Origin of the sequence: Pseudomonas sp. Irchel 3A18 (genome assembly GCF_900187465.1) — a bacterium.
GTDB lineage: Bacteria > Pseudomonadota > Gammaproteobacteria > Pseudomonadales > Pseudomonadaceae > Aquipseudomonas > Aquipseudomonas cichorii.
The window spans coordinates 33,098-54,593 of sequence record NZ_FYDI01000015.1 but is presented as its reverse complement, the minus strand read 5'-3'; the positions used below and the strand labels follow the sequence as shown (position 1 = coordinate 54,593).

General features: G+C 56.6%; 17 protein-coding genes and 1 tRNA gene. 13 read left to right on the top strand and 5 right to left on the bottom strand.

What is annotated here, in order from left to right; all coding sequences use genetic code 11:
- Window position 1: 1 nt before the first annotated feature.
- From apaG to CKW23_RS21960, 7 genes are all read left to right on the top strand, one after another.
- Window positions 2-382 (top strand): Co2+/Mg2+ efflux protein ApaG, encoded by a 381-nt coding sequence (gene apaG, locus CKW23_RS21990; protein WP_025258341.1) that lies wholly within the window; start codon window positions 2-4, stop codon window positions 380-382.
- Window positions 382-1,266: a symmetrical bis(5'-nucleosyl)-tetraphosphatase gene (locus CKW23_RS21985; RefSeq protein ID WP_025258340.1), complete on the top strand. Its 885-nt coding sequence runs from the start codon at window positions 382-384 to the stop codon at window positions 1,264-1,266. Before apaG ends, CKW23_RS21985 begins: the two co-directional genes overlap by 1 nt.
- Before the next feature lie 23 nt (window positions 1,267-1,289).
- Window positions 1,290-1,610: a thiosulfate sulfurtransferase GlpE gene (glpE, locus tag CKW23_RS21980; RefSeq protein ID WP_025258339.1), complete on the top strand. Its 321-nt coding sequence runs from the start codon at window positions 1,290-1,292 to the stop codon at window positions 1,608-1,610.
- Window positions 1,611-1,945: 335 nt separating this feature from the next.
- Window positions 1,946-3,868, top strand: coding sequence for a PrkA family serine protein kinase (locus CKW23_RS21975; RefSeq protein WP_025258338.1), 1,923 nt, complete (start codon window positions 1,946-1,948; stop codon window positions 3,866-3,868).
- Window positions 3,869-3,984: 116 nt separating this feature from the next.
- A complete protein-coding gene (locus CKW23_RS21970) occupies window positions 3,985-5,256 on the top strand; it encodes a YeaH/YhbH family protein (RefSeq protein WP_025258337.1) in 1,272 nt (423 codons plus the stop codon).
- Window positions 5,253-6,815, top strand: coding sequence for a SpoVR family protein (locus CKW23_RS21965; protein WP_025258336.1), 1,563 nt, complete (start codon window positions 5,253-5,255; stop codon window positions 6,813-6,815). Before CKW23_RS21970 ends, CKW23_RS21965 begins: the two co-directional genes overlap by 4 nt.
- Before the next feature lie 86 nt (window positions 6,816-6,901).
- Window positions 6,902-8,140: a multifunctional CCA addition/repair protein gene (locus CKW23_RS21960; protein ID WP_095068338.1), complete on the top strand. Its 1,239-nt coding sequence runs from the start codon at window positions 6,902-6,904 to the stop codon at window positions 8,138-8,140.
- Window positions 8,141-8,270: 130 nt separating this feature from the next.
- On the opposite strand, the gene folK is transcribed toward CKW23_RS21960, so the two are convergent.
- Window positions 8,271-8,786 carry a 2-amino-4-hydroxy-6-hydroxymethyldihydropteridine diphosphokinase gene (folK, locus tag CKW23_RS21955; protein WP_025258334.1) on the bottom strand — a complete coding sequence of 172 codons (516 nt, stop codon included), beginning with the start codon at window positions 8,784-8,786 and terminating at the stop codon, window positions 8,271-8,273.
- Window positions 8,777-9,130 carry a dihydroneopterin aldolase gene (folB, locus tag CKW23_RS21950; protein ID WP_025258333.1) on the bottom strand — a complete coding sequence of 118 codons (354 nt, stop codon included), beginning with the start codon at window positions 9,128-9,130 and terminating at the stop codon, window positions 8,777-8,779. The genes folK and folB overlap by 10 nt, the downstream gene beginning before the upstream one ends.
- 74 nt (window positions 9,131-9,204) lie before the next feature.
- On the opposite strand from folB, the gene plsY reads away from it, so the two are divergent.
- Window positions 9,205-9,774 (top strand): glycerol-3-phosphate 1-O-acyltransferase PlsY, encoded by a 570-nt coding sequence (plsY, locus tag CKW23_RS21945; RefSeq protein ID WP_025258332.1) that lies wholly within the window; start codon window positions 9,205-9,207, stop codon window positions 9,772-9,774.
- 39 nt (window positions 9,775-9,813) lie between these two features.
- Here plsY and tsaD read toward each other — a convergent pair whose 3' ends face one another.
- Window positions 9,814-10,839 carry a tRNA (adenosine(37)-N6)-threonylcarbamoyltransferase complex transferase subunit TsaD gene (gene tsaD, locus CKW23_RS21940; RefSeq protein WP_025258331.1) on the bottom strand — a complete coding sequence of 342 codons (1,026 nt, stop codon included), beginning with the start codon at window positions 10,837-10,839 and terminating at the stop codon, window positions 9,814-9,816.
- A gap of 198 nt (window positions 10,840-11,037) precedes the next feature.
- Here tsaD and rpsU point away from each other — a divergent pair, with 198 nt between their 5' ends.
- The 5 genes from rpsU (at window position 11,038) to CKW23_RS21915 (ending at window position 19,001) form a co-directional block, all read left to right on the top strand.
- The gene (rpsU, locus tag CKW23_RS21935; RefSeq protein WP_002551877.1) at window positions 11,038-11,253 is read left to right on the top strand and encodes a 30S ribosomal protein S21; all 216 of its coding nucleotides are present in this window, start codon (window positions 11,038-11,040) and stop codon (window positions 11,251-11,253) included.
- A 469-nt stretch (window positions 11,254-11,722) separates the two neighbouring features.
- Window positions 11,723-13,681, top strand: a complete 1,959-nt coding sequence (dnaG, locus tag CKW23_RS21930; RefSeq protein WP_025258330.1) for a DNA primase — start codon at window positions 11,723-11,725, stop codon at window positions 13,679-13,681.
- 67 nt (window positions 13,682-13,748) lie between these two features.
- Window positions 13,749-15,599 (top strand): RNA polymerase sigma factor RpoD, encoded by a 1,851-nt coding sequence (gene rpoD / locus CKW23_RS21925; protein ID WP_025258329.1) that lies wholly within the window; start codon window positions 13,749-13,751, stop codon window positions 15,597-15,599.
- Between the two features lie 139 nt (window positions 15,600-15,738).
- The gene (locus CKW23_RS21920) at window positions 15,739-18,909 is read left to right on the top strand and encodes a bifunctional diguanylate cyclase/phosphodiesterase (protein WP_074568895.1); all 3,171 of its coding nucleotides are present in this window, start codon (window positions 15,739-15,741) and stop codon (window positions 18,907-18,909) included.
- A gap of 15 nt (window positions 18,910-18,924) precedes the next feature.
- Window positions 18,925-19,001: transfer RNA gene (locus CKW23_RS21915), tRNA-Ile, on the top strand.
- Window positions 19,002-19,323: 322 nt separating this feature from the next.
- On the opposite strand, the gene CKW23_RS21910 is transcribed toward CKW23_RS21915, so the two are convergent.
- Both CKW23_RS21910 and CKW23_RS21905 read right to left on the bottom strand, forming a co-directional pair.
- Complete coding sequence (locus tag CKW23_RS21910; protein WP_095068337.1) at window positions 19,324-19,896, bottom strand: hypothetical protein; 573 nt, start codon at window positions 19,894-19,896, stop codon at window positions 19,324-19,326.
- Between the two features lie 6 nt (window positions 19,897-19,902).
- A complete protein-coding gene (locus tag CKW23_RS21905) occupies window positions 19,903-20,895 on the bottom strand; it encodes a hypothetical protein (RefSeq protein WP_095068336.1) in 993 nt (330 codons plus the stop codon).
- Window positions 20,896-21,496 lie beyond the last annotated feature (601 nt).

Below are 21,496 nucleotides of genomic sequence, written 5' to 3'. Positions count from 1 at the left end.
CATGTCCGATTCCCGTTATCAGGTCGACGTCAGCGTCGTCACGCGCTTCCTCGCAGAACAATCGCAACCCGAGCAGAATCGCTTCGCCTTCGCTTACACCGTCACCGTCCAGAATAACGGCGAGCTGCCGGCCAGACTGCTGTCACGGCACTGGGTCATCACCGACGGTGACGGCCATGTCGAGGAAGTGCGTGGCGAGGGCGTCGTGGGCCAGCAACCGCTGATCAAGGCTGGCCAGAGCCATACCTACAGCAGCGGCACGGTGATGACGACGAAAGTCGGCAACATGCAAGGCTCGTATCAGATGCTCGCCGAGGACGGTAAACGCTTCGATGCGGTGATTGCGCCCTTCCGTCTCGCCGTCCCTGGCTCACTTCACTGATGGCTGTGTATGCCGTTGGCGACCTGCAAGGCTGCCTTGAGCCCCTGAAGTGCCTGCTGGGGGATGTCCGGTTCGATCCTGAAAAGGATCAGCTATGGCTGGTAGGCGATCTGGTCAACCGCGGCCCACAGTCGCTGGAGACGTTGCGCTTTCTTTACAGCATCCGCGAATCCGTGGTCTGCGTACTGGGCAATCATGACCTGCATCTGCTGGCCGCCTCGCGGAACATCGAGCGCCTGAAAAAGGCCGACACCCTGCGCGAAATCATTGAGGCGCCCGACGGCAACGACCTGCTGGACTGGGTGCGTCGGCAAAAGCTGATGCACTACGATGAACAGCGCAATATCGCCATGACCCATGCGGGTATTCCGCCGCAGTGGTCACTGAAGAAAGCCCTCAAATACGCCAGCGAAGTCGAGCAGGCCCTGCAGGACGACAACCTGTACGACCCCTTCCTGGATGGCATGTACGGCAATGAACCCGTCAAGTGGGACAACGACCTGCAAGGCGTGACGCGGCTGCGGGTGATCACCAATTACTTCACCCGCATGCGTTTCTGCACCCGCGAAGGCAAGCTCGACCTCAAGAGCAAGGAAGGCATCGAAACCGCCTTGCCTGGCTATGAGCCATGGTTCAAGCATCCGACTCGCAAGACCCGTGACCTGAAGATCATCTTCGGCCACTGGGCAGCCCTTGAAGGCAATTGCGATGAACCCGGCGTTTATGCGCTGGACAGCGGGTGTGTATGGGGCGGTGCCATGACCCTGATGAACGTCGATACCCTTGAACGTCATCGCTGCGATTGCGATGCTGTCGGCAATGCCGCCACGCGCCCGGCAACGACCCTCATTCCCCAGCCAGAGGCCAGCGAGGCCCGGCGTTAAAAGATCAGCTCAGGAGTCCAGCCATGACCGAATTCAAACGCATTCCCCCTGAACAGGCCCAAGCCCTTCGCGAGCAGGGTGCCGTACTGGTAGACGTGCGCGACCCGCAGGCTTTCGCCAGCAATCACATCACCGACTCTCACCACCTGGACAATCACTCGATCGCCGACTTCATCGCCAAGGCCGATCTGGACAAACCGCTGGTAGTGGTCTGCTACCACGGCAACTCCAGCCAGAGTGCCGCCGCCTACCTCGTGGGCCAGGGCTTCTCCGAGGTGTACAGCCTCGACGGCGGCTTTGAATTGTGGCGCACCACCTTTCCAAACGAAACGGCGCAGGGTTAACGACAGAACGGATGCTGGTGCAGACACGCATAAACACCCGGCACACTCTGAAAAAATATTTTTATCAAGCCGATCCCGCGTCCTGCGCGGGTTCGCGCCCAAACTGACGAACGGTCAGCCCCACTTCTTGCTCATCCCTTCTTTATCTTTCCGAATCCGAACTATCCTTAGCCTCAGGCCATCCGTAATCAGGGGAGAGCCGGTACACCGGCGCGTGGGTCATCGGTAGTTACTTTTATGGTGTTCTGGGGGGTAAACGGCATCTGGATACTCAGCTGCTACCAGCATCGACTGACGATCCGCCGCCGGCTCAACGTATCGAGCGAGGTGACGTCATGAGTATTTTTAGCCACTTCCAACAACGCTTTGAAACCACACGTCAGGAAGAGCTCTCGTTACAGGAGTATCTGGAGCTCTGCAAACAGGATCGCAGCACCTACGCCTCTGCCGCAGAACGCCTTCTGCTGGCCATTGGCGAGCCGGAGCTGGTGGACACCTCCACCAACTCACGGTTGTCGCGGATCTTTTCCAACAAGGTGATCCGGCGTTATCCGGCCTTTGCCGACTTCCATGGCATGGAAGAATGCATCGACCAGATCGTGTCGTATTTCCGCCATGCAGCCCAAGGCCTGGAAGAGAAGAAACAGATTCTCTACCTGCTTGGCCCGGTAGGTGGCGGCAAATCGTCTCTGGCTGAAAAGCTCAAGCAACTGATCGAAAAAGTCCCCTTCTACGCCATCAAGGGTTCACCCGTATTCGAGTCGCCACTGGGGTTGTTCAATGCAACCGAGGACGGCGCGATTCTCGAAGAAGACTTCGGTATCCCGCGGCGTTACCTCAATACCATCATGTCGCCATGGGCGACAAAGCGTCTGGCTGAGTTCGGGGGCGACATCAGCCAGTTCAAAGTGGTGAAACTCTATCCATCGATTCTCAACCAGATCGGCGTGGCGAAAACCGAGCCGGGGGACGAGAACAACCAGGATATTTCTGCACTGGTAGGTAAAGTCGATATCCGCAAGCTGGAAGAGTTCTCGCAAAACGACGCCGACGCCTACAGCTACTCGGGTGCTCTGTGCCGGGCCAACCAGGGCCTGATGGAATTCGTCGAGATGTTCAAGGCGCCCATCAAGGTTCTGCACCCGTTGCTGACTGCGACCCAGGAAGGCAACTACAACAGTACCGAAGGCCTGGGCGCGATTCCGTTCACGGGCATCCTGCTGGCCCACTCCAACGAATCGGAATGGCACAGCTTCCGTAACAACAAGAACAATGAAGCCTTCATCGACCGGATCTACATCGTGAAGGTGCCTTATTGCCTGCGTATCAGCGACGAGATCAAGATCTACGACAAGCTGCTGTTCAACAGTTCCCTGGCCAAGGCGCACTGCGCGCCGGACACTCTGAAGATGCTGGCGCAGTTCACCACCTTGTCGCGCCTCAAGGAGCCGGAAAACTCCAACATCTACTCCAAGATGCGCGTGTATGACGGCGAAAACCTGAAAGACACCGATCCCAAGGCCAAGTCGATCCAGGAGTACCGCGACAGTGCGGGTGTCGACGAAGGCATGAACGGCCTTTCAACCCGTTTCGCGTTCAAGATTCTGTCCAAGGTCTTCAACTTCGATCCCCACGAGATCGCCGCCAACCCGGTGCACCTGCTCTACGTGCTCGAACAGCAGATCGAACAGGAACAGTTCCCGGCCGAAACCCGCGAACGCTACCTGCGCTTCATCAAGGAGTATCTGGCGCCGCGCTACATCGAGTTCATCGGCAAGGAAATCCAGACCGCGTATCTGGAGTCCTACAGCGAATACGGCCAGAACATCTTCGACCGCTACGTGCTTTACGCAGACTTCTGGATTCAGGACCAGGAATACCGCGATCCGGAAACCGGCGAGATTCTCAACCGCGTTGCCCTGAACGAAGAACTGGAAAAGATCGAGAAACCTGCCGGCATCAGCAACCCGAAAGATTTCCGCAACGAAATCGTCAACTTCGTGTTGCGTGCCCGTGCCAACAACAACGGCAAGAACCCGACCTGGCTCAGCTACGAGAAACTGCGCGTGGTGATCGAGAAGAAAATGTTCTCCAACACCGAAGACCTGCTGCCAGTCATCAGCTTCAACGCCAAAGCCAGCAAAGAGGATCAACAGAAACACAACGACTTCGTCACCCGAATGGTCGAGCGGGGCTATACCGACAAACAGGTGCGTCTACTCTCCGAGTGGTATCTGCGCGTGCGCAAGTCGCAGTGATGCAGCGGTAAGCTACAAGCATCAGGCAACAGGCTGGAACGGCCGGTTCGACAGATACGACCGTCGCCAGCTTGTGGCTTGAAGCTGCTTTCTACTTGCGGCTGCCCGGAGGGCCTATGAGTTATGTGATCGACCGACGCCTCAATGGCAAGAACAAGAGCACGGTGAATCGCCAGCGGTTTCTGCGGCGTTACCGTGATCACATCAAAAAAGCAGTGGAAGAAGCCGTCAGCCGTCGCTCCATTACCGATATGGAACACGGCGAACAAATCAGCATTCCTGGCCGCGATATCGACGAGCCGGTGCTTCATCATGGCCGTGGTGGCAAACAGACGGTTGTCCATCCCGGCAACAAGGAATTCTCCAGCGGCGAGCACATCGCCCGTCCGCAAGGTGGCGGCGGTGGCAAAGGACCTGGCAAGGCCAGCAATTCCGGCGAAGGCATGGACGAGTTCGTCTTCCAGATCACTCAGGAAGAATTTCTCGAATTCATGTTCGAGGACCTGGAGCTTCCCAACCTCGTTAAACGCAACCTGACCGGCACCGACACCTTCAAGACCGTACGCGCAGGCATCAGCAACGAGGGCAATCCCTCGCGCATCAATATCATCCGGACCCTGCGCTCGGCCCATGCGCGCCGTATCGCACTTTCCGGCAGCAGCCGCGCCAAGCTCAAGGAAACGGTGACCGAGCTGGAGCGTCTCAAGCGCGAAGAGCCGGACAACTTCGGCGACATCCAGGAACTGGAAGTCGAAATAGATCGTTTGAAAGCACGTATTCGCCGCGTGCCTTACTTGGATACTTTCGACCTCAAGTACAACCTGCTGGTCAAGCAACCCAACCCAAGCTCCAAGGCGGTGATGTTCTGTCTGATGGACGTCTCTGGCTCCATGACTCAGGCAACCAAGGATGTCGCCAAGCGATTTTTCATCCTGCTGTACCTGTTTCTCAAGCGTAACTACGACAAGATCGAAGTGGTGTTCATCCGCCACCACACCAGCGCCCGGGAAGTGGACGAAGAAGAGTTCTTCTATTCACGGGAAACCGGCGGCACCATCGTTTCCAGCGCCCTGAAACTGATGCAGGAGATCATGGCCGAGCGCTATCCGAGCAACGAATGGAACATCTATGCCGCCCAGGCTTCCGATGGCGACAACTGGAACGACGACTCACCGATCTGCCGCGAAATCCTCACCAAGCAGATCATGCCGTTCGTGCAGTACTACACCTATGTGGAGATCACGCCCCGAGAGCATCAGGCACTATGGTTCGAATACGAACGCATCGGTGAAGAATTTGCCGACACCTTTGCCCAGCAACAGCTGGTCTCTGCCGGCGATATCTATCCGGTATTCCGTGAACTCTTCCAGCGCAGGTTAGTGACATGACCGCTAGAGAGCAGAAGCGCCAACCCCTTTCCACGGGGTCCGAGTGGACATTTGAACTGATCCAGGCCTACGACCGCGAAATCAGCCGTATCGCCGAGCGCTATGCCCTGGATACCTACCCAAATCAGATCGAGGTCATCACGGCCGAACAGATGATGGACGCCTATGCCTCGGTGGGAATGCCGCTGGGCTATCACCACTGGTCATACGGCAAGCATTTCCTGAGCACCGAGAAATCCTACACTCGCGGGCAGATGGGTCTGGCCTACGAGATCGTGATCAACTCGGACCCGTGCATTGCCTATCTGATGGAAGAAAACACCATCTGCATGCAGGCACTTGTGGTTGCCCACGCCTGCTACGGGCATAACAGCTTCTTCAAGGGCAACTACCTGTTCCGCACCTGGACCGATGCCAGTTCGATCATTGACTACCTGGTCTTCGCCAAGCAGTACATCATGCAATGCGAAGAGCGCCATGGCATCGATGCAGTGGAAGACCTGCTCGACTCCTGTCATGCCCTGATGAACTATGGTGTCGACCGCTACAAGCGGCCCTACCCGATTTCAGCCGAAGAAGAGCGACGCCGACAAAAGGATCGCGAAGAACACCTGCAACGGCAGATCAACGACCTGTGGCGCACCATTCCGAAAGGTGCCGACAAGAGCAGCAAGGAGGACAACGCCCGTTTCCCTGCCGAGCCACAGGAAAACATCCTGTACTTCATCGAGAAGCATGCGCCGCTGCTGGAACCCTGGCAGCGCGAAGTAGTGCGCATCGTGCGCAAGATTGCCCAGTATTTCTATCCGCAGCGCCAGACTCAGGTGATGAACGAAGGCTGGGCGACGTTCTGGCACTACACGCTGATGAACGATCTGTACGACGAAGGGCTGGTCACCGATGGCTTCATGCTGGAGTTCCTGCAATCGCACACCAGCGTGGTCTATCAGCCTGGCTTCGACAGCCCCTATTACAGCGGCATCAACCCGTACACCCTGGGTTTTGCCATGTATCAGGACATTCGGCGCATGTGTGAGCACCCAACCGACGAGGATCGCCACTGGTTCCCGGAAATTGCTGGCACGGACTGGCTGACGGCGATCAAATTCGCCATGTCCAGCTTCAAGGACGAGAGTTTCATCCTCCAGTACCTGTCGCCCAAGGTCATTCGTGACCTCAAGCTGTTCAGCATCATGGATGACGACCAGAAAGACGACCTGCTGGTGCCCGCCATCCATGACGAAGCCGGTTATCGGACCATTCGGGAAACGCTGGCCGCTCAATACAACCTGGGCAATCGCGAACCCAACGTGCAGATCTACAGCATCGACCGCCGTGGCGACCGTTCACTGACGCTGCGCCATCAACAACACAACCGCAAACCACTGGGCGATTCAACGGACGAAGTGCTCAAACACCTGCACCGTCTGTGGGGCTTCGATATCCATCTGGAAACCCTGCAAGGCGATCAGGTGATGAAAACCCACCATGTCCCACCACGCGGCGAACATGCCGAGGGAGACTATCCGAGGCTCGACCTGGCAGTTGTTCATCTCTGAAGAACATAACCGCAGAGAATGTTTTTAACTTTTAACCTCCGTAGGGACGACTCAGGTTTATCCTGTCGTGCTTATGGAGGTTTTTTATGCAGATTTATAAAGTTGGTGGCGCTGTACGCGACCGCCTGCTGGGTCAACCCGTTACCGATACCGACTGGGTCGTCGTAGGTGCCAGCGCCGATGAAATGCTGGTCAAAGGTTATCGTCCGGTGGGTACTGATTTTCCGGTCTTTCTTCATCCTCTGACGGGTGAGGAATACGCACTGGCTCGCACCGAGCGCAAGAACGGCGTTGGTTACGGCGGCTTCATCTTTCACGCCAGCCCTGACGTCACACTCGAACAGGACCTGATCCGCCGCGATCTGACCATCAATGCCATAGCCGAAGACAAGGACGGTAATCTGACCGATCCCTATGGCGGACAGCACGATATCGAAGCCCGAGTCTTGCGCCACGTTTCACCTGCGTTCGTCGAAGATCCGCTCAGAGTATTGCGTGTCGCCCGTTTCGCAGCCCGCTATGCACCTTTGGGTTTCAGCATCGCGCCCGAAACACTGAAACTGATGCGCCAGCTCAGCGAATCCGGTGAACTCAAGGCCCTGACACCCGAGCGCAGCTGGAAGGAAATCTCCCGGGCGCTGATGGAAAATCAGCCTCAGGTTTTCATTCAGGTGCTGCATGACTGTGGCGCTCTCAAGGAACTGATTCCCGAAGTCGAGGCGCTGTTCGGCGTACCGCAGCCTGCCGCCCATCACCCCGAAATCGACACAGGCAAGCATGTACTCAGCGTGCTGGGGCAATCCGCCCTTCATCAACAGCCACTGAGCGTACGCTGGGCCTGCCTGCTGCATGATCTGGGTAAAGGGCTGACTCCCGAAGCCGAATGGCCTCGGCATATCGCCCACGAACACAGGGGCCTGCGCCTGATAAAAGCGGTCAACGAGCGCTTCAAGGTGCCGAAGGAATGTCAGGAACTGGCGCTACTGGTTGGCCAGTATCACACTCATGGACATCGCGCCCTTGAGCTGAAACCCCTGACCCTGCTGGAGCTACTGCACAGCTTCGACGTCTACCGTCGCCCGCAACGCTTTGAGGAATTCATTGTGGCTTGCGAGATGGACGCTCGTGGGCGCGACGGTTTCGAGGAGCGTAATTATCCACAGGCTGACTACCTGCGCGGCGCAGCCCATGCGGCCCGAACTGTTGCGGTCCAGCCGCTGGTGGAAAAGGGCTTGAAGGGACAGGACCTGGGCAATGCGCTGAAAAACGAAAGGCTGGATGCGCTCAAGGTGTACAAGGCCGAGCACACTGCACTTCGGGAATGAATCCCACAAGATCATGAATTAAATGGATTTTCCGTGGGAGCGAATTCATTCGCCAGAGGCCCGTGAGCTGAAGAAAACCTATCGCCCTCAATGACGTCTCGCGAATGAGCGGAGCGCCGCCCGATTGCTCCTACACCTCTTCTGGCGTCAGCTGTATTCCGCGCCACTCGAACGCTACAGGCAAGAGCTGCTGATCGATCTGAGCATCAGCCCAGAGCGTGCCGAAAGGCACGCCAACACCCGGATGCAAGCGATCCGCCGCGATCAGCGACAAGGGCCACAACACAAAGGCGTTCTTGAGGATTTCTGCACGCGGCAGGATCAAACCGTCGAAATTACCGACCAGCTCACCATACAGAAGCACATCGATATCCAGCGGCAACCCTTTGCGATCCGGTGCATAACGGCCGCTATCGGCTTCGATCATCTTCAAACGGCGACCCAGATCCAGAAGCGGCAGGTCGGTCAGGGCCGAGACGACCAGATTGAAGAACGGACCACTCTTGATCCCCACCGGCTGGCTTTCGAAGACCGGTGAGCAGGTCAGATCGCTCAGGAAGGAATCGAGCGCATCCAGCCCGGCATGCAAATGCCTTTCGCGCTCGATATTACTGCCGAGCCCAAGAAAAACCCGAGTCAGCGACATCCGCGCTCGATCTCCACGCCCACGCCCTTGGCAGCGGCGACAGCGCCCGGCTTGGTCAGCCTCAGACGCAGCCAGGGAATATGAAACTCACTCATCAGCACTTCGGCCAGACGCTCGGCAAAAGTCTCCACCAACTGGAACTGCGCCTGCTCGGCAAAAGCCTGGATGCGAGCGGAAACACTCGCATAGTCCAAGGCCTTGCTCAGGTCGTCACCCGCTGCGGCAGGCCGGTTATCCCAGGCAAAACTCAGGTCCAGCCGCAAGCACTGGCGGATGCCACGTTCCCAGTCATAAGCGCCGATCACCGTATCGACCTCAAGACCGTCAATGAAAACTCTGTCCAAGCACTACTCTCCACTGCACGACAAGGGCGCGATGCCCCGTTAGAATCAGGGCATCCTCGCCCGGAATGGTTAGCATGTTTTGGTTACTGGCTATTTTCGCCTACCTGCTCGGCTCACTGTCCTTCGCCATCCTGCTCAGCCGCCTCAATGGCAGCCCGGACCCACGTGCCAGTGGCTCGGGCAATGCAGGCGCGACCAACATGCTGCGTCTGGCCGGTAAAAAAGCTGCCGTCCTGACCCTGATAGGCGACCTCTGTAAAGGCCTGCTCCCCGTACTGCTTGCCAACCTTGGCGGCCTTGACCCGCGAGACCAGGCCTGGATAGGCCTTTGCGCCGTACTGGGCCATCTGTTTCCGTTGTACTTTCGCTTCAAGGGCGGCAAAGGCGTTGCAACCGCCGCCGGCATGCTGCTGGGGCTCTACCCTCCCGCAGCAGCGCTGGCCATCACGACCTGGCTGCTGACGTTCTACCTGACCCGCACCAGCTCGCTCGCCGCGCTGATCGCCACACCATTGACCCTACCACTGCTGGCCTGGCAGGAACCCCGGGCATTATTGCCCATGAGTGTCCTGACCCTGCTGATCGTCTGGCGTCATCGCGGCAATCTACGCGACCTGCTCGCCGGGCGCGAACGGCATTTCTGAAGGTACGCATGAAAACGGCTCACCTTCGACATGCCGCCCTCAGATACCCGACAACTGCTCCATCGGCCAGCGTGCCTGCACACTGATACTCAAATCTTCCTTCTGGCCCGCCTGCAGACGCTGACAACCGGCAAATGCGATCATCGCGCCGTTATCGGTGCAGAACTCGGGACGAGCGTAGTAAACATGACCACGCAGGTCCGCCAGCATGCTCTCCAGCGACTCTCGCAACGCCTTGTTGGCACTGACGCCACCGGCGATGACCAGGCTTTTGAGGCCGGTCTGCTTGAGTGCCCGCTTGCACTTGATGGTCAAAGTCTCCACTACCGCCTGCTGGAAGGCCAGAGAGATGTCGCAACGGGTTTGCTCGCTGTCGTCTCCAGCGCTCTGGCACTGCTGCCAGGCATTGAGGGCAGAGGTTTTCAGACCACTGAAGCTGAATTCCAGGCCGGGACGGTCGGTCATCGGACGCGGAAATACAAAACGCCCCGCTACACCGCGAGTCGCCAGACGGGAAATCTCGGGACCACCCGGATATTGCAGGCCCATCATCTTGGCGGTCTTGTCGAAAGCCTCGCCTGCGGCGTCATCCAGGGTTTCGCCCAACAGCTCATAGCGACCGATACCGTCGACCCGGACCAGTTGCGTATGCCCGCCGGACACCAGCAAGGCGACGAACGGAAACTGTGGCGGCTGCTCTTCAAGCATCGGCGCCAGCAGATGACCTTCCATGTGATGAACACCAAGGGCCGGAATATCCCAGGCAAATGCCAGGGCCTGGGCACATGACGCACCGACCAGCAAGGCGCCGACCAGACCCGGCCCGGCCGTGTAGGCAATGGCATCGATATCGGTCGCGACACAGTCCGCTTCAGCCAGCGTCTGGCGAATGAGTGGCAGCATGCGCTTGACGTGATCGCGCGATGCCAGTTCTGGTACCACGCCACCATAAGCACGATGCAGGTCGATCTGACTGAACAATGCATCCGCCAGCAAACCGCGTTCGCTGTCGTAAAGCGCGACGCCGGTTTCGTCGCAGGAAGTTTCTAATCCCAGTACTAACATGGGTTTGCGCCTTGTAGGGGGCAGATTTGAAGGCGCGCATGATAGTCGTCGCAAAAGGCTCCGACCAGCGGTTTTCGATCAGAGGCTTTGCATTCCTCTCAATGAGGGGTTAACATCCGCAACCCTTAAAAACCGACGTACTTTTGTGCAGTGTTTGCACGAGGCGTTGACCCCGGTAATGAATGAAGGTAGCTCTGGATGCCAGCCGTCAAAGTTAAAGAGAACGAACCCTTCGACGTAGCTCTGCGTCGTTTCAAGCGCTCCTGCGAAAAAGCCGGTGTTCTGGCTGAAGTTCGTAGCCGCGAATTTTACGAGAAGCCGACTTCCGAGCGTAAGCGTAAGGCAGCTGCTGCTGTCAAGCGTCACGCCAAGAAAGTCCAGCGCGAACAGCGCCGCGCCGTTCGTCTGTATTAATTTACAGCCTTACGTCGCAAGCTTCTGCCTTGCCCGGCCATCAAAGCCGGGCTGTCGGCAGTTGGAGCACTAGCCTCACGCTTCATTGACAGAGGCTGTCGAAGCCGCACACGCGACCAAGACAAATCCGTCAAAGCACGTCCAGCCTGCTTCAGGCAACGTTGATTGATCTGTCCTTCGGGCAGGCTTGATCAATGAGCATGACGAGCATGCCTTGATGACTTCGCAAGAAGCTCAGCCAAGGCAGCGTCTCTTGCGATCCCTCAGTGAACACCAAAGCTCAAGGCTGAAGTCGAATTCACATGAAATCGCTGCACACTTATTTCCTTTCAAGGCTGCAGGCCCGATTATCGGATGCCGATACCCGCCCGCATCTCGCTATTCTTGCTGACAAAGGCGGCTGAAATGTTCGCGCACGCTTACAGATTCGCCACGATAATTTCGTAATACGCCTGATGACGAGAACGCCATGGCCGGGCTGATTCCCCAAAGCTTCATTGACGACCTCCTGAACCGCACCGACATCGTCGATGTTGTCAGCTCGCGCGTGCAATTGAAGAAAACCGGGAAGAATTTCAGCGCCTGCTGCCCGTTCCACAAAGAGAAAACACCCTCTTTCAGCGTCAGCCCGGACAAGCAGTTCTATTACTGCTTCGGCTGTGGTGCAGGCGGTAACGCGCTTGGCTTCGTCATGGACCACGACAACCTGGACTTTCCCCAGGCGGTCGAGGAGCTTGCCAAAGCAGCTGGCATGGAAGTCCCCCGGGAACAGAACGTCAAAGGCCAGAAGCCGCGCCAGCCGACCGACTCCCCGCTGTACCCGCTGCTGGCAGCCGCCGCCGAGTTCTATCGTCAGGCCCTGAAAAGCCACCCGATGCGCAAGGCCGCCGTGGACTACCTTAAGGGTCGCGGCCTGTCCGGCGAGATCGCCCGGGACTTCGGCATGGGGTTCGCCCCGCCCGGCTGGGACAACCTCTACAAGCACCTGAGCAGCGACACGCTTCAGCAAAAGGTCATGATCGATGCCGGCCTGCTGATCGAGAACGCGGAAACCGGCAAGCGCTACGACCGTTTTCGCGACCGAGTCATGTTTCCGATCCGCGACTCACGAGGCCGCGTCATTGCCTTTGGTGGCCGGGTACTGGGCGACGACAAGCCCAAGTACCTGAACTCCCCTGAAACCCCTGTCTTTCACAAGGGCCAGGAGCTGTACGGCCTGTTCGAGGCACGCAAACACAATCGCAACCTAGACGAAATCATCGTCGTCGAGGGCTACATGGACGTCATCGCCCTGGCCCAGCAAGGCCTGCGCAATGCCGTCGCGACACTTGGCACCGCAACCAGCGAAGAGCACTTGAAACGGCTGTTCAGGGTCGTACCCAACGTGCTGTTCTGCTTCGACGGCGACCAGGCTGGCCGCAATGCCGCATGGCGCGCACTGGAAGCCACCCTGTCGAGCCTGCAGGACGGACGCCGCGCCCGCTTTCTGTTCCTGCCCGAAGGCGAAGACCCGGACACTCTGGTGCGCTCCGAAGGCACCGATGCTTTCAAGGCACGCATCAATCAGCATGCCCAGCCGCTGGCCGACTATTTTTTCGAGCAGTTGACCAAGGAATCCGACCCGCGCTCCCTCGAAGGCAAGGCCCATATGGCCACCCTCGCCGCACCGCTGATCGACAAGGTTCCCGGCGCCAATCTGCGCACGCTGATGCGTCAGCGCCTCAGCGAAATCACCGGTCTCAACAACGAAGCCGTCAGCCAGTTGGTACAAAGTGCACCCGCAGATGTGCCTCCCAGCTACGATCCGTACGTCGATTACGACGCAATGCCGGATTTCGCGGACTACCAGCAGCACGGCGGCCACGAAGAGCAGCCGCAATGGACGCCCAAGAAAGCCGGTGGTCAGAATCAGAAAAAATGGGACAACAAAAAGTCCTGGGGCAAAGGGGGTAAGCGTCAGGAGTTCGAGCCTCGTGCACCACGCGTACCAACGGCCGTAGAACCGCCGTTGCAAGCGGCACTGAGAACCCTGCTGCATCACCCGGAACTGGCCGAGAAAGTCGAAAATGCGAGCCATTTCGCGGCAGAAGACCACGCACAGGCGCAGTTACTGGTCGCCTTGATCGAGGCCAGGCAAAAGAATCCGAATCTTCGGTCGTTACAATTGATAGCGCGTTGGCATGGCACGGAACAGGGCCGATTGCTGCGCGCATTGGCAGAAAAGGAATGGTTGATCGAGGCCGATAACCTTGAACAACAGTTTTTCGACACTATAACTAGGCTATCGGCAAACCAACGTGAGCGGAACATTGATCAGTTGATCATCAAGGATCGCCAGGTAGGCCTCACGGCAGAAGAGAAAACTCAACTGCTTCGGCTCCTTAGTCGCAATGTTTCTGCACAAAACCCGACCTCAACTGGCGCGTGAGGTCATAGCTCGGGTATAATCCTCGGCTTGTTTTTTGCCCGCCAAGACCTTCAGTGGATAGGGTGTTATGTCCGGAAAAGCGCAACAGCAGTCTCGTATCAAAGAGTTGATCACCCTGGGTCGTGAGCAGAAGTATCTGACTTACGCAGAGGTCAACGACCACTTGCCTGAGGATATTTCAGATCCTGAGCAGGTGGAAGACATCATCCGCATGATCAATGACATGGGGATCCCGGTACACGAGAGTGCTCCGGACGCAGACGCCCTGATGCTGGCCGATGCCGATACCGATGAAGCCGCCGCAGAAGAAGCGGCCGCAGCATTGGCAGCGGTTGAAACCGACATCGGTCGTACTACCGATCCCGTGCGTATGTACATGCGCGAAATGGGTACCGTTGAACTCCTGACCCGTGAAGGCGAAATCGAAATCGCCAAACGTATCGAGGAAGGCATCCGTGAAGTGATGAGCGCCATCGCGCACTTCCCTGGCACGGTTGATCATATTCTCTCCGAATACGAGCGTGTCACGAGCGAAGGCGGCCGCCTGTCCGACGTTCTGAGCGGTTACATCGACCCGGACGACGGCATTGCACCGCCGGCCGAAGTCCCACCGCCTATCGACGCAAAAGCAGCCAAGGCTGACGACAGCGACGATGACGAGGAAGAATCGGGCGACGCTTCCGACGATGAAGAAGAAGCCGAAAGCGGTCCTGATCCGGTCATTGCCCAGCAGCGCTTTGGCGCCGTTGCCGACCAGATGGAAATCACCCGCAAGGCGCTCAAGAAATTCGGTCGTGAAGACAAGAATTCCATCGCTGAACTGGTTGCCCTGGCTGAACTGTTCATGCCGATCAAACTGGTTCCAAAACAGTTTGAAGGCCTGGTAGAGCGCGTTCGCAGTGCACTTGATCGTCTCCGTGCTCAAGAGCGCGCGATCATGCAACTCTGTGTGCGTGACGCCCGCATGCCACGTGCCGACTTCCTGCGCCAGTTCCCGGGCAACGAAGTTGACGAAAGCTGGACCGACGCACTGGCCAAAGGCAAGAGCAAGTACGCCGAAGCCATTGCCCGTCTGCAGCCGGACATCCAGCGTTGCCAGCAGAAGCTGACCGCGCTCGAAGAAGAAACCGGCCTGAAGATTGCCGAGATCAAGGACATCAACCGTCGCATGTCGATCGGTGAGGCCAAGGCCCGCCGCGCGAAGAAAGAGATGGTCGAAGCGAACTTGCGTCTGGTGATCTCCATCGCCAAGAAGTACACCAACCGCGGCCTGCAATTCCTCGACCTGATCCAGGAAGGCAACATCGGCCTGATGAAAGCGGTGGACAAGTTCGAATACCGTCGTGGCTACAAGTTCTCGACCTATGCAACCTGGTGGATCCGTCAGGCGATCACTCGCTCGATCGCCGACCAGGCACGCACCATCCGTATTCCGGTGCACATGATCGAGACGATCAACAAGCTCAACCGCATTTCCCGCCAGATGCTGCAGGAAATGGGTCGTGAACCGACTCCGGAAGAGCTGGGCGAGCGCATGGAAATGCCTGAGGACAAGATCCGCAAGGTACTGAAGATCGCCAAAGAGCCGATCTCCATGGAAACCCCGATCGGTGACGACGAAGACTCGCATCTGGGTGACTTCATCGAAGACTCGACCATGCAGTCGCCAATCGATGTCGCCACTGTTGAAAGCCTGAAAGAAGCCACACGCGAAGTGCTGTCGGGCCTTACCGCCCGTGAAGCCAAGGTTCTGCGTATGCGTTTCGGCATCGACATGAATACCGACCACACGCTGGAAGAGGTTGGTAAGCAGTTTGACGTAACCCGCGAGCGGATTCGTCAGATCGAAGCCAAGGCACTGCGCAAGCTGCGTCACCCGACAAGAAGCGAGCACCTGCGCTCGTTCCTTGACGAGTAACAGCACACGCAAGTCAAAACCCCCGGCCCGCCGGGGGTTTTGCTTTTCTGGAATAACACTTTCCGGTTAGTAGTTTTTTCACCCCTTCCCCAACGCCGTCTACACTCGTCTCATTACCATCCGCCGCTATGAGGCTGCCATGTTACGACTGTCGGCCATCACACTCTTTTGTCTGATCGGCTCCATAGCAAACGCCAACACCCAAGACTTGCCTGCCCGGCTTCATCAAACACAGAACCCAGGCTCATGGCTCGCCCAGCAGGACTCCAAAGCCTTGCTACTCGCGTCGGACAGCACGCTGACGAGCCTGCAACAGCCCGAAGTTCACAGCTGGATAAACAACGAACCGGTGCATTGGGAAAACTTTCTACTTTATGGCCTGCCGGGCTTATTACTACTTTCGGCTGCTCTTGCAGTGGTTATCCGTAATAACCGAAAGCTCAGCCTGGAGATTTCTCGTGGCATTGAGCTGGAGCAGAAACTTCGTGGCAGCGAACATCATTACCGGGGGCTGGTAGAAAGCCTTTCCGCCGTGGCCTGGGAAGCCAACCCGGAAAAGATGACCTACAACTACGTCTCGCCGCAGGCAGAAAGCCTGCTGGGTTATCCACTGTCGAAATGGCTGCAACCTGGCTTCTGGCGCAGCATCGTGCACCCCGAAGACCTGAATGCTGCCGAAACCTTCTGCAAGCAACAGGCCTTAAGCGGCAACGATCACAGCCTCGACTACCGGGTCCGCAATGCCGAAGGGCGGATACTCTGGATCAGGGACATCGTCAGCCTCATCAAGCGCGGGCCGGATCCCGTCATCCGTGGCCTGATGATCGACATCAGCGACAGCAAGCTGACCGAGGAAGCCCTGCGCCTGTCCGAAGGGAAATTCGCCTCGGTGTTTGCCCAATGCCCGGACATCCTGATCATCGCCCGCCTGTCCGACGGCATCATTCTCGAGGTCAACAAAGCCTTCGTGACCCAGATCGGCATGAGCAGCGAAGAAGTCATCGGCAAAACCGCTACGCAAATCAACCTGTGGGCAGTGCCGGGAGTCGGTCCCGGCCTGCTGGAGCGCCTGCAACAGGACCGGATCCGCAACCTGGAAATGCCTCTGCGGCGCAAGGACGGGCGCACCTTTTCCTGCCTGATGTCAGCCGAACCCTTCGAGATGAGCGCAACGCCAGCCGTATTGCTCACCATCAGCGATATCACACCTCTCAAGCAGGCCCAGCAGCAGTTGCAACTCTCTGAAGAGAAGTTCGCCAAGGCCTTCCATTCATCACCCGACGGCCTGCTTATCGCCCGGACCAGCGACGGCCTGCTGCTGGAGGTCAATGAAGGTTTCTGCCGGATGACCGGCTACAGCGAAAGCCAGTGCCTTGAACGTTCAGGCCTCGACCTGCAGATATGGGTCGACCCTAATGAACGCCAGCAACTGATCAAGCAACTGCAGCAAAATGGCGTGGTACGGGATTTTCGCGGCCAGATCCGGCACCTGGACGGACAGGTCAGGCTTTGCGAAATGTCATCGCATCCCCTGCTCATCGCCGGGGAAGAATGCATCATGACCCTGGCCCGGGACATTACCGAGCGCCAGCAGATGCAGGAAAAACTGCACCTGGCCGCCACCGTCTTCGAGAGTACCGCCGAAGGCGTACTGATCACCGATACGCGCCAGCGCATCAACGCCGTCAACCGGGCGTTCAGCGAAATCACCGGCTACGGCGAGGATGAGGCCCTGGGCCAGACACCCCGCCTGCTCGCCTCGGGCCAGCATGACAGCGCATTCTATGCGGCCATGTGGCATCAACTGAGCGCAGAAGGACACTGGCAAGGAGAAATATGCAACCGCCGCAAGAATGGCGAGCTTTACCCCTGCTGGCTAACGATCAGCGCCGTGCGCAACAAGGATCGCTTCATCACCCACTTCGTCGCCGTCTTTGCCGACATTTCCAGTCTCAAGCACGCCCAGGCGCGCCTGGACTATCAGGCCCATCACGACCCCCTGACCGGCCTGCCCAACCGCACCCTGTTTGAAAACCGCCTGCACTCTGCCCTGTTGCACAGCGAAGAATCGGGCAGCCTCGGTGCCGTGTTGTTTATCGATCTGGATCGCTTCAAACACATCAACGACAGCCTCGGGCACCCCGTGGGCGACCTGCTCCTCAAAGGCATCGCACAACGCCTCAAGGAGACGCTGCGCGACATCGACACCGTGGCGCGCCTGGGCGGCGATGAATTCATCGTTCTGCTGCCCGGCCTGCTGCAACCCGGCGATGCACAAACCATCGGCAGCAAACTCCTGGCCTGCTTCACGGCGCCCTTCCAGGCTGGCGAGCACGAGTTCTTCATGAGCGCCAGCATCGGCAGTTGCCTGTTCCCCACCGACGGCACCGACGTCGCCACGCTGGTCAAGAACGCCGATGCGGCGATGTACCGCTCCAAGGCCAAGGGCCGCAACCGGATCGAAAGCTACACCCGCGACCTGACCTCCCAGGCCAGCGAACGGATCGCCCTTGAACAGGAACTGCGCAGAGCCATCGAACGCAACGAACTGAGCCTGTCCTACCAGCCCAAGACCAGCCTGCTGACCAACAGACTGGTAGGCGCCGAAGCCCTGATACGCTGGAGCCACCCGACCTTTGGCGAAGTGCCGCCCGAGCATTTCATACCGCTGGCGGAAGAGAACGGCATGATCCTGCAGATAGGCGACTGGGTTCTGGAACACGCCTGTCGTCAGATGTACGAATGGCGCAAGAACTACGCGCCTTTCGGCCCGCTCTCGGTCAACCTGGCCGGCGCCCAGCTACGCCAGCCCAATCTGCTCAAACGCATCGAACAACTGCTCGCAGACAACGGCCTGGAGCCCGGCTGTCTGCAACTGGAAATCACCGAAAACTTCATCATGAGCCAGACAGAAGAAGCCCTGTCGGTGCTCCACAAACTGAAAAAACTTGGCGTCCAGCTGGCCATCGACGACTTCGGCACCGGCTACTCATCCCTGAGCTACCTCAAGCGCCTGCCTCTGGACATCCTGAAAATCGACCAGTCCTTCGTCCGCGGCCTCCCGGAAGACACCCACGACGCCGCCATCGTCCGCGCCATCATCGCCCTAGGCCGCAGCATGCAACTCACCATCATCGCCGAAGGCGTGGAGAACCCCGAACAACAGAAATTCCTGACCGAACAAGGCTGCGAACAGATCCAGGGCTACATCGTCAGCCTCCCCTTGCCACCCGAGGAATTCTGCTCCAGATTTCTTCTTATGAATCTTTCGGATTTTTCGGATAGCACAGCCGCGAAACCGCCGTTATAATCCGCGGCCTACTGAGGGCCCATAGCTCAGTTGGTTAGAGCAGAGGACTCATAATCCTTTGGTCCACGGTTCAAGTCCGTGTGGGCCCACCAATGAAATCAATGGCTTACGTCTAAAAAACGTAGGCCATTGTGCTTTTATAGCCAGAATTTTCCCCGTTTCGTCCCCGTTTCGTCCACATCACTCGATAATCGTCAGCACCGACACGCTTCTCAGCGCAAAGGATAGGGGCCAAGGCCAGGCGGCAGCTCAGATCGCGCACACCGTCGCGGTTTCAATCCGCTCACTGAGATGGGCTTGACCTCGCGCTGCATCACTCCTTCCCTAGGAAAACTTGGGCCACAGAACAATGCACAAGTAATACTGCCGCCGTCTAGAAAAGCGAGATTGTAAATTTTTATCGCGTCGAGCCAGTTACAACTGAGGCTCATGAAGCTTAAAACCTAGATAATATAGTCCCCAGAACGTTGCGGTTAACATTTGCATCAGTAATGTAAAATAAATAAATGTCATTGCTAGCGAAAGAAGTACTCCTGCCAAGCCGCCCAATAGTCCAACACTGGCAATTGTTGCCCCACTAGACATTAGTGCGACAGAGAGCAATACCAGAACAATACTTTCACATGTCAAGAATGCGAACAGCATTGCCAAAAACCTACGACGAGTGAGCTTTACTAAAATGTTTTCTCCACGAGTATTTAATTTTACAGTTGGAGTTGGTTCAGGCAGCACGTTATCGATGTCATTACGACCAAAGGTAGCAATTGCTGCCAGGGCGGCAATATAAAAACCTGGCAGGCATGAAAGAAAGCCTAATAGTAGACTGACGGGACCGGAGGCCCTGTAAATATCAGAGCGCCATCCCTCATCAGCAGAGAACCATGTGCAAAGCAAAGATATTATTACTGGGAAAAGCCAGTCCACCTTCCACTTCTGCGGATGACGTATCGCAAGATACGAAAGCGGCTGTAACATTTGCTTCAGCATTTTAAGTCACTCCAAGCTTTTAAGGACTTCCTTAACTATAGCATGATTAACTTCTTCAATACTCGCCGAGCTAACCGCATTAGCGGATGAAACGTAATATCGCTTTACGTATCGCCCATCAGTTGCCAATTGGCCGGTGTCGACCGAAAGCAGAGCATTATTCGGAGAGCCAGAGCCATCCTTAAAGCTAACGCGCATTTGATCTAGACCGCCGGTTTTTGCTTTTTTAAGAACATCTTTAACAGTTTTTACAGCATCACCTATCAGGTCTTTCTCCAATGAAAGCTTAATAACACGATGTTTTTCTTTCACGAAACCTGCGTTATCCCACTTACCGCCAACTTCTTTATGACTTATTAATTCTATACCAGCTAGCGCTCCGCTTTGCAGATCGTTTTTAAAAGTATCAGATATATGCCCTTGCAACTCTACCTCATGAACATGGTGAACCTTGTTCTGCTCACCTTTCTTATTGCAAGAGCCATCTATATTAGGAATTCTAAATAGGTCAGGTTTTTGCTTCTTGCAGTGACGGATCATGTGCGCGAAGTAGTTGGAGATAGCGCTGCTCCCCAAGCCAGATCCAGATGCAGACTCAATTATACAGAAGTAGTAATCTTCACCTTTAACTGGCTTCGTATCCAATATTAGATGCGCAGAAAACTCAGCACCTTGCCCAGGGAGCTTTTCATTTACTTTGCGTTGCTTAGACTCCGGATTGCTGTAAACAGAGTCAGGAGCGCTAGGATCGCATCGATTAATCAAAATCACCCAATATCCGCTCACGGTATCTGTGTGAGCAATATAGTACTTGTCAGCTTTGTCACTATGACCTTTACTCAGGAAGTTATCACCACCGTCAATGAGCGCCTCAACTATTTCTCGGATTTCCTTCATAGACTTTGGAGTCGCAGGAAAGTCGGCAATATTACCCTCTGCTCTTGAACGCCCCCGAGCATACAGCTTCATATCAAAAAACGTAGCAATACGTTTGGACATACAGATTACCTGTGCCTTTTAGGTATTTTATTTAAGAAAGCCGTGAGCGGCAGACTCACAATCGCCGCTGGCCGATATGAGCTGCACTGAAAAAGTTTTGATATAGACGCTGAGTCTTCCCATATTACTACCATCCCACATCCTGTGATGGCTCAATCATGGCACCCTTTATCACCTGCGGCAACCCAGTGGTCATGTACCGGATCGAGTAACAGAGCCTAACCTTACTAAGGTGCGAAACCGGCCAAAATTGCTCGAGAATAAAAAACGGCGCGAAAAAACACTTATCCCCCTCCCGCCGACGCGCTCTGTGTCCGTTTTTTTTGCAAGCTCCGGTGTAGTGTAACCACCCGTCCCGCCCAGGCAGGCCGTGGGGTTTCGCAGGCGACAGGGCATTTCACTTTGTGCAAGGTTTTGAAAAAAAATGACAAGCTATTGCACTAGAAAGAGGGCTTTAACGCATACTGTTTCAAGGGTGAAACCCAGCAGGAATAGGGACATTTGGCGATTTTTTAAAACTGCACAGCTCATTCAGCGCCGTGCTTGATCAGCGCGCCGCGCCCTGACCAAAAGCCTGCGCGCCAAGGGGGAGGGGAGGTCC

What these genes read in the sequence shown, in the direction of transcription:
- CKW23_RS21920 (WP_074568895.1), top strand. Translation starts at nt 15,739, where the DNA reads ATGTTACGACTGTCGGCCATCACACTCTTTTGTCTGATCGGCTCCATA.
- CKW23_RS21905 (WP_095068336.1), bottom strand. Translation starts at nt 20,895, where the DNA reads ATGTCCAAACGTATTGCTACGTTTTTTGATATGAAGCTGTATGCTCGG.
- CKW23_RS21975 (WP_025258338.1), top strand. Translation starts at nt 1,946, where the DNA reads ATGAGTATTTTTAGCCACTTCCAACAACGCTTTGAAACCACACGTCAG.
- CKW23_RS21970 (WP_025258337.1), top strand. Translation starts at nt 3,985, where the DNA reads ATGAGTTATGTGATCGACCGACGCCTCAATGGCAAGAACAAGAGCACG.
- CKW23_RS21965 (WP_025258336.1), top strand. Translation starts at nt 5,253, where the DNA reads ATGACCGCTAGAGAGCAGAAGCGCCAACCCCTTTCCACGGGGTCCGAG.
- tsaD (WP_025258331.1), bottom strand. Translation starts at nt 10,839, where the DNA reads ATGTTAGTACTGGGATTAGAAACTTCCTGCGACGAAACCGGCGTCGCG.
- glpE (WP_025258339.1), top strand. Translation starts at nt 1,290, where the DNA reads ATGACCGAATTCAAACGCATTCCCCCTGAACAGGCCCAAGCCCTTCGC.
- plsY (WP_025258332.1), top strand. Translation starts at nt 9,205, where the DNA reads ATGTTTTGGTTACTGGCTATTTTCGCCTACCTGCTCGGCTCACTGTCC.
- folK (WP_025258334.1), bottom strand. Translation starts at nt 8,786, where the DNA reads ATGTCGCTGACTCGGGTTTTTCTTGGGCTCGGCAGTAATATCGAGCGC.
- CKW23_RS21910 (WP_095068337.1), bottom strand. Translation starts at nt 19,896, where the DNA reads ATGCTGAAGCAAATGTTACAGCCGCTTTCGTATCTTGCGATACGTCAT.
- dnaG (WP_025258330.1), top strand. Translation starts at nt 11,723, where the DNA reads ATGGCCGGGCTGATTCCCCAAAGCTTCATTGACGACCTCCTGAACCGC.
- rpoD (WP_025258329.1), top strand. Translation starts at nt 13,749, where the DNA reads ATGTCCGGAAAAGCGCAACAGCAGTCTCGTATCAAAGAGTTGATCACC.
- CKW23_RS21960 (WP_095068338.1), top strand. Translation starts at nt 6,902, where the DNA reads ATGCAGATTTATAAAGTTGGTGGCGCTGTACGCGACCGCCTGCTGGGT.
- apaG (WP_025258341.1), top strand. Translation starts at nt 2, where the DNA reads ATGTCCGATTCCCGTTATCAGGTCGACGTCAGCGTCGTCACGCGCTTC.
- CKW23_RS21985 (WP_025258340.1), top strand. Translation starts at nt 382, where the DNA reads ATGGCTGTGTATGCCGTTGGCGACCTGCAAGGCTGCCTTGAGCCCCTG.
- rpsU (WP_002551877.1), top strand. Translation starts at nt 11,038, where the DNA reads ATGCCAGCCGTCAAAGTTAAAGAGAACGAACCCTTCGACGTAGCTCTG.